The sequence below is a fragment of the Lutibacter sp. B1 genome (assembly GCF_012524075.1).
GTDB lineage: Bacteria > Bacteroidota > Bacteroidia > Flavobacteriales > Flavobacteriaceae > Lutibacter.
The window spans coordinates 1-12671 of record NZ_JAAZUI010000023.1; the positions used below are offsets into that span (position 1 = coordinate 1).

Consider the following 12671-nt stretch of genomic DNA (forward strand, 5'->3'; position numbering starts at 1 on the left):
TGCTAAGAACAGTCTATGGTGTCATCCAAAGTCGTAAACCATATGATATGAACCATATTTGTATTGACCCAAGAAAAATGAGTTGAAAAAATAACGATTTTATTTGGTTTTTAATAGAGTATATAAATAAGCGAGGGAAGAGGCGTTGGTTTTATGCCGTAGTCTTTTGATGGAAGTATTTTACGAGTTTAAATTGCAGTAATATTGTATGATAATAAACTTCCCTTACGAAGACGTAAGGCTGTGATTCAACAGAATTTATTATTTAAATAGAAAATCCATAAGGTTTAAAGTCAAATTGAAACAATTATTATCAGTATAAATGTTCTTTTAGATGTTGTGAAATCATTGGTTGAACCAAGCCGGTTTCGTTGTCTAAATTTTCACAATCACAAGAGTCAATTTAAAATAAATGTTATAAAATTGAAACTCTCACTGGATTCCAAAACCTTTACAAAAATAGAAATTTCATCTTGCTGTTCTGTAAACATTTCTGTTTTGCTATCAACCAATCACTTCCACTTCATTTTTTGAATACGCACCGCATTTAAAATTGCCAATAATGCAACGCCTACATCAGCAATAACAGCTTCCCACATTGTTGCCATTCCCCAAGCACCAAGAATTAAAACGAGTATTTTTACACTTAATGCCAACCAAATATTTTGCCATATAATTTTGTTGGTTGCATTTCCAATTTTTATAGCAGTTACAATTTTTGACGGTTGATCGGTTTGTATTACAACGTCGGCAGTTTCAATGGCTGCATCACTCCCTAATCCACCCATTGCCATACCCACGTCAGCTATTGTAATTACTGGAGCATCATTAATTCCATCGCCTATAAAAGCTATTGTTCTTCCCATAGCTTTCAATTTTTCTACTTCTGAAATTTTATCTTCAGGAAGTAAATCACCTATTGCTTTATCAATCCCTAATTTATTTGCAATAGTGTCAACAACTGCTTGTTTATCGCCCGAAAGCATAACTATTTCAATTATTATTGGGATTTTATGTAAATTAGTAATTGCCTTTAGAGCATCCTCTTTTAAGGTGTCAGAAATAGTAATATAACCTACATATTGCTGGTTTATTGCAACAACAACAATTGTTTTATCATTTGAATTTATGGCTTCATCAAAAGGAATATTAAATTTTTTCAACAATTTAGAATTACCAGCAAGTATTTCAAAATCACCTATCTTTCCTTTCATTCCATAACCTGAAATTTCTTCAATAGTTGTTGCCTTCAATTTTGAGTTATCAATTTTTACATAATTGACAATTGCTTGTGCAATAGGATGTGAAGAATTGGATTCTAAGACAGCTACTAGTTCTAAAAATAAATTCTTATCAATGTTTGAGGTCACAACTTCTTGTACTTCAAACACACCTTTTGTTAAAGTGCCTGTTTTATCCATAACCACAGTATCTACTTTGGTTATTAAATCCAAATAATTAGAACCTTTAAATAAAATTCCATTGTGTGATGCTGCACCGATTCCACCAAAATAGCCAAGTGGAATAGAAATTACCAACGCACAAGGACACGATATTACCAAAAAGATTAAGGCACGCTGTAACCAAACTTGAAATATATAATTATCGGCAAGAATAAAATAGGGAACAATTACTAATGCAATTGCTAACCAAAAAACAATAGGTGTATAAATTTTAGCTAAACGACTAATTAAGAGTTGGGTCTTTGCTTTTTTACCAACTGCCTCTTGCACCAATTTAAGAATTTTGGAGAGTTTGGTGTCTTCGTATTTACTGGTAACTTTTATTTCTATTACTTTGGTAAGATTTACCATTCCTGCCAGCACTTGCTCACCTTTAGAACTGTTTTTAGGAACGGATTCTCCTGTTAATGCAGCTGTATTTAAAACGGCATCGTTTGAAATTAATTCACCATCTAAAGCTATTTTTTCGCCTGCTTTAACCCTTATTATTTGACCAATATTAACATCTTTAGGATGTTTTATGAAGGTTAATTCATTCTCAATAATTGTTACTTCTTCAACCTGAACTTTTAATAAGGCTTCAATAGAACGTTTTGCTCTATTAACAGCACCGTCTTGAAATAGTTCTCCTACTACATAAAATAGCATAACGGCAACACCTTCTTCATAAGAGCCTATTAAAAATGCACCAATTGTTGCAACCGACATTAAAACAAACTCATTGTAAATTGTCCCTTTAACTATTAATTTTGCTGCTTTTAAAAGAACAGGACCGCCAATAAGCATATAAATTACACTAAACCAAATTAAAGGAATAGGGGCTTTAAAAAAAGGAACTTCAAAAAAATAAAAACCAATACCCAACAATAGAAAAAGTAAACTAATTATTGGAATTATGTAGGCTTTGTTTATGGCTAAAGTTTTATTTGATGCAACAGTTTCCTTTGTGTAATCTACTGCACAAGCACCATCTTCGCATTCATTGTTTTTATTCATAATTTAATATTTAATTCAAAATTAAGTAAATAGTGTATGCAATGGAAGTGCATTTATTAGGTTGATTATTATTATCAACTTGTAAGTTGTTATTAAAAAACTTTTGCTGAAATAAATTATAAAGAAGGCTTCATACGAAATAAGCCAAAACTTCTTTTAACTTGTTACGAATATGAAAATTGAATTCAGTTAACTCATATTAATTTAGTGAAACTAGTTTGATTTTCTCATGTTCCAATGGAAATCTAACAGCTGTTAAAATTTCTTTAAACGAATCTAAATTAAAAGAAATTGGGTCGTATTCTATGTATAGATGCTCCTGCTCAGAAATTTTTATTGACATATTGTCTTCCGAGACTTTAGACAAAACCTGTGTTTTTGTAATAGGCACCAATTCTTGGGACGTTGCATGATACACACTTAACAAAAACAAAATGACATATATGTTTCTTATTTTTCGCATTGATTCTTAATTTATACTGCAAAACTACATTAGTTAAAAACGTAAGCCGGTAGCAAGGGTTACTTAATAAAAAGGCATTGAGTATTGCCAGAAAGGCCACTCCAACATCTGCAAAAACAGCTTCTCACATTTCTGTTCATAACTAGCTCCCAAGAACGAATGTTAATATTTTTACATTAAACGCCATTGTAATATTTTATGTTATCAGATTATGTATGCCTCATTATTCTTATTGCATTCGCCAAATAATGCTTATTTCCTTTATAGTAACAATAGCTTCCGATTTTTGTGTTTATATAGCTTAATTCCTCAACATTTTTAAATCCTGCATTTATCATATAATTTGGAATAAGCCCTTCAACATTATCTTTAGTTGTCTTAAACCCATCTAGAAGTTGGACAATGTAAAACCGAATTCTCATAAGTTTTGATTTGGCTTCCCCCCAATCCCCTATGATCAGTTCACCATTTGGCTTGAGCACTCTAAAAATTTCATTTAAACAAGAATTCTTAGTTTGCTTATCAAGTTGGTGAAAAACCAAGGAACTTACAATCTTGTCGAATGTATTATCCTTATAAGGAAAAACGGTTCCATCGTATAGGTCAAGTCTTATTTCAATCTCTTTTTTTTCCAAACTTCTTTTCTGCAATGTATTTTACTTTTGGATCAATCTCTAAACCGAAATAATTTATCTTCTCATTTCTATTATTTGCTAAAATTAAATTTTCACCTGTTCCAAAACCAAATTCTAGTATCTGTTCATTATCTTGTGGATTCAAGTAATCCTTTATTTAAACTTTCAAATCCATTCATTTCAAGGATAATGATAACCATGAATTGTATTTGACTGCCAAAGCTCAAAACATTTCAGACATTCTAAATCAAATTCTTTCAATGCTAGGTAAGAAATAATAAATTCTTAATCTTTTAAACCTAATTTACTCAAAATGGTTTCCAACAAACACCATTTAGTAAATGCAGATTGGATTAAGTTCACACCTATAAAAACAGTAAACCACAACCAATTTTGATGCACATATACTGCCAATACTACACTTAATAACACAAATGTGCCAACAATAATTCTAAAATATTTATTTAACATTATAATTACTTTTTTAGTTTATATAAATTTTTTAATTGGAACAACCACGGCTTTTATTGGGTTGTTTGTTTCTAAACTTTCATTCAATACTTCTATCAAATCAAATAGTTTTTGGATTTTTTCTTCATCGGTAAATGAGAAGAACAAACTCGATTCCGCTCCTGTTTTTTCACTCGGAAACCAACTTCTGGTCATCATGAGTGAGGCAATATTTTTATAGCCATCAATTTCAGAACCACTAAAGTTTTCTATTTGCGCTTTTTTGAATAGTTTCAAAACATCGCTCTGAAACTGATCTACCGAGGTAACTATTAATAATTTCATTTTTCACATGTAATTTTATCCATTCGAGCGGCGTCTAGAACTAATTACTGTTCTATCAAGGTTAAAGGTCTCGACTGTGCTCGACCAGACAGATTATTTATAATTCTTCTTCTCTATCATATAATAAACCAAAGGCACAACCAATAATGTTAATACAGTTGAGACAATTGTTCCTCCCATTAACGAGATTGCTAACCCTTGAAAAATAGGATCGAACAGAATAACGAAAGCTCCAATCACCACTGTTCCTGCTGTTAATAAAATTGGTGTTGTACGCACTGCTCCAGCTTCAATTGCTGCTTGTTTTAATGGCACACCTTCTGCTGTTCTTAAATTGATAAAGTCAATCAGTAATACTGAATTTCTCACCATAATTCCTGCTAAAGCAATCATTCCAATAAAAGAGGTTGCAGTAAAAAATGCTCCCATTATCCAGTGACCTAGAATAATTCCGATTAAGGATAGTGGTATGGCAACCATCATTACAATTGGTGCTTTAAAGTTTTGAAACCATCCAACAATCAAGATATAAATCAAGATAATGGCTCCTAAAAAGGCAATACCTAAATCTCTAAATACTTCTAAAGTAATTTGCCATTCTCCATCCCATTTTACGGTGTAATTATCTTCAAAATCTGGCTGACCTAAATACAATTCGTTAAGCTCGTAGCCTTTTGGTAACGGAATTTCTTTTAGTTTTTCTTCCATTCCAAGAATAGCATAGGCAGGACTTTCTAACTCTCCAGCCATATCTGCCAAGACGTAAACCACACGCTTTTGGTTTTTACGATAAATACTTTTTGCTGCTATTGTTTCCGTAATTTCTACCAAATCAGCAATAGGAACCATGTTTCCTTGTTTTGATTTCACCTTCAGTTGTGAAATATCACTGATTGTAGATTTCTCTTTTTCATCTAAAGTCAATACTAAACCAACTTGGTTTACTGCATCTTCATCATATAAAGTCGTGATGGCTCTGTTAGACAAAGCCATATTCATAGTGTAGGCTATTTGTTGTGGTGCTACACCATACAACATTGCTTTTTCCTTCTTAATATCAAATTGATATTCCGTTTGGTCTGCTTCAACCATCCAATCGATATCCACCACATCATCTGTGTTTTTCAATATTGTTTTAATGCTATTTGCAATCTTAATCTGTTCGTTATAATCTGGTCCATATACTTCTGCAACAATTGTTGATAAAACTGGAGGTCCTGGTGGCACTTCCACTAATTTCACATTTGCATTATATTTTGAAGCAATCTTTTGAATCTCTGGTCGCAATAACTTAGCAATACCATGACTCTGAATATCACGTTCTCCTTTATCAATTAAATTTACCTGAATATCTGCCATATTAGATCCACCACGTAAATCGTAATGACGTACCAATCCATTAAAAGTAATTGGTGCAGAAGTACCAACGTAGTTTTGATAATTCACCACTTCTGGTCTAGTCGATAAATACTGAGCAATTTCTTTTGTTACAACTCCAGTACGTTCTAAGGTAGTACCTTCAGGCATGTCAATGATTATCTGAAATTCATTCTTATTATCAAAAGGCAGCATTTTTACAGCGACAGATTTGGTAAAAAACAACACCATTGTTGCCATTAATACCATAAAAGTTAACCCTAAAAACAACCAACGCTTCGCTTTGCTTTCTAATAAAGGACGTTCAAACTTGTTATAAATCTTATAGATAAATGTTTCTTCAATAGGTTTTTCTGGTTTTTCTTCTTCACCTTTTTTCTCTTTTTCTCTTAAGAAAATATATCCCAAATAAGGTGTAATAGTTAAGGCAACAAATAAGGATAAAATCATTGCAATAGATGCTCCTATTGGCATTGGTGCCATATATGGGCCCATTAATCCAGATACAAATGCCATTGGTAACACAGAAGCTATTACTGTAAATGTTGCCAAAATTGTTGGATTTCCTACTTCGTTAATCGCATATAAAGCTGCTTGTTTAAAAGGCAAGCGTTTCATTTTAAAATGCCGATGCATGTTTTCGGCAATAATGATAGAGTCATCCACCACGATTCCTGTTACAAAAACCAATGCAAAAAGGGTGATTCTGTTTAAGGTATAATCGAGCATGTAGTAACTCAACAACGTCAATGCAAACGTAATTGGCACAGATAAAAACACAACCAATCCACCTCTCCAACCCATTGCTAGCATTACTACAAGTGTTACAGCAAAGATAGAACCAATAAGGTGCCACAGTAATTCTGATACTTTTTGCGATGCTGTTTCACCATAATTTCTAGTGATTTCTACATGCACATCATCAGGAATTAAAGTGCTACGTAAATGGGCCACTTTATCTATAATGATTTCCGAAAGTTTCATCGCATCTGCACCTTTTCGTTTCGCAACAGAAATAGTTACTGCAGGATATTCCGATTTATAATCTGCCGATTTTACACTTCCTTTTCCGTAACCTAAACTCACATAATTTAGTGGTACTTCTGGTCCATCAATAATTTTAGCAACTTGCTTTAAATATATTGGCTGATTTTGCTGCACACCAACCACTAAGTTCTCCACATCTGTAACCGATTCTAAAAACTTTCCAGTATTGACAAGGAATTCAGTGTCATTCTTATCAAAACTTCCTGAACTTAATTGACTGTTATTCGCCTTTATCATTTCAGAAATCGACAAGAAATCTAATCCACTAGCAGCCAATTTATCTTTATCTAAAACCACTCGCAATTGGCGATTTCTACCTCCAATTTTGTCTGTAATCGCAACATCGTTAACCTTTTTTATTTCGGCTTCCAACTCTTGTGCCATTTGGCTTAATTGGTAATCGTCGTAATTCTCGCTCCACAAGGTTAAACCCAACATTGGGACATCATCAATTGCACGCGTTTTCACCAATGGGAACGTCACGCCTGCTGGCATTTCGTCCATGTGCTTGTTAATTTCGTTGTATAATTTCACTAAACTTCGCTCAATGTCTTCATCTACATAAAATTGCACGATGACCATTCCTTGCTCTTTCATAGACGTAGAATACACATATTCCACACCTTTAATATTCGAAATTAATTGCTCTAAAGGCTTAGTCACGCGCGATTCCACTTCAGTAGGACTTGCTCCAGGATAACCTACAAAAATATCTGCCATAGGCACATCAATTTGTGGTTCTTCTTCACGCGGAATTAAAAACGAACTGTACACACCAACTACCATAAACACAATCATTAACAATACTGTTAGCTTAGACTGCATAAAGACTTTGGCAATTTTTCCTGCGATACCTTCTTTCATAATTATTACTTTTTTTCATTCCCACGAAAGTGGAAATCTTTAAATTTTGGGCGTTTAAACAGGCTATACATTACAATCTTTTTTTGCCATATATGGCAGCAAAAAAAGGATTTTCACTTCTATCCTTAACGCGACTTATAAGTTATTGAATTGTAATTTTCACTCCATTAAACAATTTACCTTCAGCAGAAACTATGTATGCTTCGTCTGCATTTAAACCAGATAGTACTTCTACTTGATCTCCAAAAGTTCTACCCAAACGCAACCAACGTAATATGGCTGTATTGCTTTGACTTACTGTATATATACCAGATAATTGGCCGTTAATTATAATAGCATCTGTTGGAATTAAAACCATTGATGTGTTTGCTTTTCTTTCCACAGGAAATTGTACTGTAGTAAACATTCCAGATAATATATTTGTATCTGTTTTCTCTAAATCTATTTTTACTAAATATTGCCCACCAGTATTCTTTGCAGATGTACTTATTTCTGTAACTTTTCCTTTTATGGTTTTATTAATAGACTTTACTAATACATCAACCGAAGAACCATTTTTAATTTCAGAAATTTCTGTTTCTGGAACCATTGCCATCACTTCAAAATTCTCAGGCGTTTCCATACTTATTAATGGTACTCCAGGATTAGCCATACTTCCAGCCTCTACATTCTTTCTAGTAACTATTCCGCTAAAAGGTGCAGTAATATTGCTGTAAGCAAACTGTGCGTTTATTTCATTTTTCATTTGGTTTGCAGCTTCTACTCTAGCTTTTGCCATGTCATAATTAGCTGTCATGTCATCCATTTCTTTTTGAGATGCGCTATTATCTGCAAATAAATTTTGAAAACGATTGTAATCTTTTTGTGCATTTCTTAAAGCAGCACTTGCTTCTGTAATTCCTGCATTTACTTGTGCTCTTTTTGCTTGTAAATCGCTATTATTGATTGAAACTAATATTTGTCCTTTATTTACTTTATCTCCAACATTTACATGCACTTTATTAACGAAACCCATCATTCTGGTACTTAAATCTGCACTATGAGATGCTTGAATTTTTCCACTAACAGATAAAAATGGACTGTTGCTATTTGCTACCACTTGACTTGTTTTTACAGAAATTGCTGGCGAATTATCTACAACAGGTTTTTTGTCTTTGCTACCACAACTTGCTACTAATAGCACTACAGAAAGTGTTAGGATTGTATATATTTTTTTCATCTTAAAAATTATTCTTTAGTTAAAAATTGTAAATAAGCTTGTGCGTAATTGTATTCAAAAATAGTTTGGTAATATTCTAATTGCTTTTGTGCATATTGTGTTTCAGCAATTAACAAATCGGATGTTTTTTCTAAACCTTCTTTAAATCTATTGGTTCTTATTCTTAAAGATTCTTCTGATTGTTGTAGTGCTAAAGAGGTTAGTTTTAGTTTATTTTCAGCATCTAAAAAAGCACGTTTTGCTTTATTCAATTCTAAATTACTTTGGGACACATATTGCTTGTATTCTAGCTTAGATTTTTCAAATTCCGCCTTACTTTTCTGTTCTTTTCCAAATCGCTTTGAACCTTGAAAAATATCCCAACTTAATTGCGCTCCAATCAAATACCCATTGGCATCACCTTGAAAAATTTGGTCATCATACAATTCGTAACTCCCAAATGCATTTAAACGTGGTAGAAAAGCCATTTTATCTGCTTTATTCATAGCCTCATATGCATTAGAAGCTAATTGCATTGCTTTGATGTCTGAACGATTTTCTGAAATCGTTTTATCTTCAACTGTAAATGTTGCAACAGTTAATTCATCTGATGGTGTATAAACTACATAGTTTTCATCATTCATTAAAAATGATAAGTAATTAGATGCGTTTTGCACATTACTTTTTGCTGTTTGTAATTGGTTTTGCACTTCGGTGACTCTTACTTCAACATTCAACACATCTGCACGTTGTAAATAACCTTGTTTAAAGCTATTATCTGCTAACTTTTTATTGTCGTTTGCGGCTTTTAAAGCTTTTTCTAAAACAGCAACCGCTTTATATGCTAATTGTAATTGCATGTATGCTTTCTCAACCTCAAAAACTAAATAATCTTGTGTGCGTTCTGTTTTTAAAGACATCGCTTCCATTTTAGACTTGGCAGCTTTACGTTGGTAAATACCATCTAAATTGATTAATGGTTGCTGAATTTCGAACTTTGTTGCGTAGTTTTCTATCTGTGAAGGATCATTTAGTAAAGCAGGATTAAAATCGTTTTGCGTTAATATTTCCTGATTCAACTTAGAACCAAAAGCCATTAACGGATTGGTGGTTGCAATGCCTGTATAACTTGCTGTAATATTTGGTAAAAACACAGCATTGGTCTGCCTGTAATCTGCTCTGGCTTGATTAAATTCTTCTTCCGAAATTTTTATTGATATGTTATCTTCCGAGACTTTAGACAAAACCTCTGTTTTTGTAATAGGCACCAACTCTTGGGACGCTGCATGATGCACATTAAACAAAAACAAAATGACACATATGTTACTTATTTTTCTCATTGATTCTTAATTTATACTGCAAAACTACTTTACTTTTGTGTTCATTTTTGTGTTCATTTTTGTGTTCATTTTTCTAATATTTTTTTGTTAATGAATTAATTTTCAAGGTTATTGCTTTTATGTGTTTCTATATACGTTTGTAATAATGCTTTTAAACTATCTAGATAATCGGAAAAAGTGTTAACGGTTAGCTCGGGGTGATCAATCGCAGGAATGGTGGCAGGATTTTCATCCAGATACCTGTACAATTCCGGATATTCTTGTTCTAACTTCAACGTCAAATCGTTGATTTCCTTAGTAAGCTGTTGTAGTTTTTTCATCATTCTGATTTCAAAATTCCTCAATCACCCTCTTTCAGTTTTTCTTTGTCTTGTACTTCTCATAATCAATGTCATTCCTTTTAATTTACCATGATTATGAAAATTGAATTTGATTAACTCATCAAATTCGATGAAGCTAATTTAATATTTTCATCTTTCAATGGAAATCCAACAGCTGTTAAAATTTCTTTAAACGAATCCAAATTAAAAGAAATTGGGTCGTATTCTATGTATAGATGCTCCTCCTCAAGACATAGACTAATAATTCCAGCTATGTTCAAAAAAGGTTTAAATTTTAAGCGAAAGTTACTTTGTTCTTCTGTTGTAAGCGTTCTGTTTGTTTTCAATACTTCAAGCTTAAATGAATTTTTCATGATTTTAATTTTTAATGTTTATTAATACGTTATACGAGATACTGGTCATCATTTACGCATCTCAAGTAATTACCCCATCGTTTTAATCTTTGTCATCTTCATCATCTTCCATTTTACATTGGCACGTTCCATCTTCTTTTTTACACTCACATTCACACTTCATCCCTTTTTCTTTTTTCATTGTGGCCATTTTTTCCTTCATCTTTTTTGACATTGTTGTGTCCTTTTCCATCATCTTCATCATTTTTTCCATCATCATTTTTGACATCATAGAATCTTTCTTTACCATTTTTTCCATCATTTCCATTCTCATTTCGGGATTGTTGCTAATGGCCGTCATAACCTGTTCCTTCTTTTTAGGGTCTTTCAAAATCTTGTCTGTGTTTTGTGCATTGCTTTGAAAACTTATCATCGAAGCTACCAAAATCATTAAAATACCTGCATTTTTAATTTGTTTCATAATATTTGTATTTAATTAATATTTAATTGTTATTGGATTTCATTCTATCAAACACTTGTAACAAACTAAGTGCAATACATAAACTCCATAAATTTATTTGGTTTACCTTCTAAACAAAGTTTAGCCTGTTTAATTTCACTATCTAGTAACTCTATAAATTTATCATTATCACATAAGCCTATTTGAAAACCATTCACGTTTGCCATAATTAGAGGGTTTTTTTCCTTAATTATTTGTTCCCTAAACGCCATACATTCATTTATGTGATATGTTGCGTCGCATTTTAACTGTTTACTAATGTTTGATTTTTTCATATTATATAAATTTTCATTAATTTTTTTTAAGCATAAAAATCAGAATGTCATTCTGGTTGTCTCCTGTAAATATTTGTAACATTTAATCAAAATTATTTTTCAATTTTTGTTTTTTCTAAACCAAACCAGATAAATAAGTAGTAGAGAAATCAATCCAGGAACAATTATTAAAACCGAGTTGAGCGTTTTTGTTATAGTTATTCCGAACCAAACCAGAGGAAACGATTCCGAATACTTTAAAACAGTTTGACCAATGGTTACAGAAGCTAAAATACCTGCTATGAACATTATAATTACTTTTAAATTTTCCATGGTCTTAGACATTAAATCATTAAATATTGTCAATAACACTTTTCAGCTTATCTCTCACTTCTGCGGCGACTTTTCTCAATGTTTCATTCTCTACTGCACTCATAGAAGCAGCGGGGTCAACCGCAGAAACTTCTATTATTCCTTTTTCTCTTTCTTGAACGATAACATTACAAGGCAACATTGCGCCAATTTTATCTTCAGCTTGCAGTGCTTTATATGCAAACGGAGGATTGCAAGCACCCAAGATTCTGTAATTATAGAAATCCACATCGAGCTTTTTCTTCAACGTAGCTTTAATGTCTATTTCAGTTAATATACCAAAACCTTCTTTTTTTAGCTCTTCAGTGACTTTTTCAACTATCTGATCAAAATTTCCAGAAATGATTTTATTGAAATAATAGTTCATAATTATTTTTTATTTGGTATTAATAGATTCACTTTATAAATTTCCTCTTTGATTCCGACTGAACCCTTACTCCGCTTCTAGCATTCTTTTTCTTTCTTCAAACTCTTCTGTAGAGATATCTCCTGAAGCGTATTTACGTCTTAAAATTTCCAAAGAAGAATCTTTTCCTTTCTTATTAATCAAATATGGTTTTAACACCAAAAAGATTACTATTAATATGACAACCCAAAAGAGCCACCAGAATCCGTGCATTCCAAAATAATGCCAATCGTTGTTACATTCGTACCACATGATTTTTAAATTTTAG

The 12671-nt window shown here is 32.3% G+C and carries 15 protein-coding genes; all 15 read right to left on the reverse strand.

Annotated elements, in window-relative coordinates; translation table 11 throughout:
* Window positions 1-512: 512 nt before the first annotated feature.
* Window positions 513-2459, reverse strand: coding sequence for a heavy metal translocating P-type ATPase (locus HGB55_RS12505; protein ID WP_168817240.1), 1947 nt, complete (start codon window positions 2457-2459; stop codon window positions 513-515).
* Between the two features lie 199 nt (window positions 2460-2658).
* Window positions 2659-2922 (reverse strand): hypothetical protein, encoded by a 264-nt coding sequence (locus tag HGB55_RS12510; protein WP_168817241.1) that lies wholly within the window; start codon window positions 2920-2922, stop codon window positions 2659-2661.
* A gap of 209 nt (window positions 2923-3131) precedes the next feature.
* Window positions 3132-3572 carry a class I SAM-dependent methyltransferase gene (locus HGB55_RS12515; protein WP_211047391.1) on the reverse strand — a complete coding sequence of 147 codons (441 nt, stop codon included), beginning with the start codon at window positions 3570-3572 and terminating at the stop codon, window positions 3132-3134.
* Window positions 3538-3702, reverse strand: a complete 165-nt coding sequence (locus HGB55_RS15440) for a hypothetical protein (protein WP_211047392.1) — start codon at window positions 3700-3702, stop codon at window positions 3538-3540. The genes HGB55_RS12515 and HGB55_RS15440 overlap by 35 nt, the downstream gene beginning before the upstream one ends.
* A 140-nt stretch (window positions 3703-3842) precedes the next feature.
* Complete coding sequence (locus HGB55_RS12520; protein WP_168817242.1) at window positions 3843-4028, reverse strand: DUF2892 domain-containing protein; 186 nt, start codon at window positions 4026-4028, stop codon at window positions 3843-3845.
* 18 nt (window positions 4029-4046) lie between these two features.
* Complete coding sequence (locus HGB55_RS12525; RefSeq protein ID WP_168817243.1) at window positions 4047-4352, reverse strand: hypothetical protein; 306 nt, start codon at window positions 4350-4352, stop codon at window positions 4047-4049.
* A 93-nt stretch (window positions 4353-4445) separates the two neighbouring features.
* Entirely contained in the window at window positions 4446-7640 is a 3195-nt protein-coding gene (locus HGB55_RS12530) for an efflux RND transporter permease subunit (RefSeq protein WP_168817244.1), read from the reverse strand.
* 142 nt (window positions 7641-7782) lie between these two features.
* Window positions 7783-8859, reverse strand: a complete 1077-nt coding sequence (locus HGB55_RS12535) for an efflux RND transporter periplasmic adaptor subunit (RefSeq protein ID WP_168817245.1) — start codon at window positions 8857-8859, stop codon at window positions 7783-7785.
* 8 nt (window positions 8860-8867) lie between these two features.
* The gene (locus HGB55_RS12540; RefSeq protein ID WP_168817246.1) at window positions 8868-10178 is read right to left on the reverse strand and encodes a TolC family protein; all 1311 of its coding nucleotides are present in this window, start codon (window positions 10176-10178) and stop codon (window positions 8868-8870) included.
* 95 nt (window positions 10179-10273) lie between these two features.
* Window positions 10274-10522, reverse strand: a complete 249-nt coding sequence (locus HGB55_RS12545; protein WP_247649220.1) for a hypothetical protein — start codon at window positions 10520-10522, stop codon at window positions 10274-10276.
* An 89-nt stretch (window positions 10523-10611) separates the two neighbouring features.
* Window positions 10612-10872, reverse strand: a complete 261-nt coding sequence (locus HGB55_RS12550; RefSeq protein ID WP_168817247.1) for a hypothetical protein — start codon at window positions 10870-10872, stop codon at window positions 10612-10614.
* Window positions 10873-10954: 82 nt separating this feature from the next.
* Complete coding sequence (locus HGB55_RS12555) at window positions 10955-11332, reverse strand: hypothetical protein (RefSeq protein ID WP_168817248.1); 378 nt, start codon at window positions 11330-11332, stop codon at window positions 10955-10957.
* A gap of 413 nt (window positions 11333-11745) precedes the next feature.
* On the reverse strand, window positions 11746-11958 hold the full coding sequence (locus HGB55_RS12560; protein ID WP_168817249.1) for a hypothetical protein: 213 nt from the start codon (window positions 11956-11958) through the stop codon (window positions 11746-11748).
* 19 nt (window positions 11959-11977) lie between these two features.
* The gene (locus HGB55_RS12565; protein WP_168817250.1) at window positions 11978-12364 is read right to left on the reverse strand and encodes a DUF302 domain-containing protein; all 387 of its coding nucleotides are present in this window, start codon (window positions 12362-12364) and stop codon (window positions 11978-11980) included.
* 66 nt (window positions 12365-12430) lie between these two features.
* The gene (locus tag HGB55_RS12570; protein ID WP_115880635.1) at window positions 12431-12655 is read right to left on the reverse strand and encodes an SHOCT domain-containing protein; all 225 of its coding nucleotides are present in this window, start codon (window positions 12653-12655) and stop codon (window positions 12431-12433) included.
* Window positions 12656-12671: the final 16 nt, after the last annotated feature.

Coding starts and splice junctions, on each gene's coding strand:
- HGB55_RS12505 (WP_168817240.1), bottom strand. CDS start 2,459: ATGAATAAAAACAATGAATGCGAAGATGGTGCTTGTGCAGTAGATTAC.
- HGB55_RS12510 (WP_168817241.1), bottom strand. CDS start 2,922: ATGCGAAAAATAAGAAACATATATGTCATTTTGTTTTTGTTAAGTGTG.
- HGB55_RS12520 (WP_168817242.1), bottom strand. CDS start 4,028: ATGTTAAATAAATATTTTAGAATTATTGTTGGCACATTTGTGTTATTA.
- HGB55_RS12525 (WP_168817243.1), bottom strand. CDS start 4,352: ATGAAATTATTAATAGTTACCTCGGTAGATCAGTTTCAGAGCGATGTT.
- HGB55_RS12530 (WP_168817244.1), bottom strand. CDS start 7,640: ATGAAAGAAGGTATCGCAGGAAAAATTGCCAAAGTCTTTATGCAGTCT.
- HGB55_RS12535 (WP_168817245.1), bottom strand. CDS start 8,859: ATGAAAAAAATATATACAATCCTAACACTTTCTGTAGTGCTATTAGTA.
- HGB55_RS12540 (WP_168817246.1), bottom strand. CDS start 10,178: ATGAGAAAAATAAGTAACATATGTGTCATTTTGTTTTTGTTTAATGTG.
- HGB55_RS12550 (WP_168817247.1), bottom strand. CDS start 10,872: ATGAAAAATTCATTTAAGCTTGAAGTATTGAAAACAAACAGAACGCTT.
- HGB55_RS12555 (WP_168817248.1), bottom strand. CDS start 11,332: ATGAAACAAATTAAAAATGCAGGTATTTTAATGATTTTGGTAGCTTCG.
- HGB55_RS12560 (WP_168817249.1), bottom strand. CDS start 11,958: ATGGAAAATTTAAAAGTAATTATAATGTTCATAGCAGGTATTTTAGCT.
- HGB55_RS12565 (WP_168817250.1), bottom strand. CDS start 12,364: ATGAACTATTATTTCAATAAAATCATTTCTGGAAATTTTGATCAGATA.
- HGB55_RS12570 (WP_115880635.1), bottom strand. CDS start 12,655: ATGTGGTACGAATGTAACAACGATTGGCATTATTTTGGAATGCACGGA.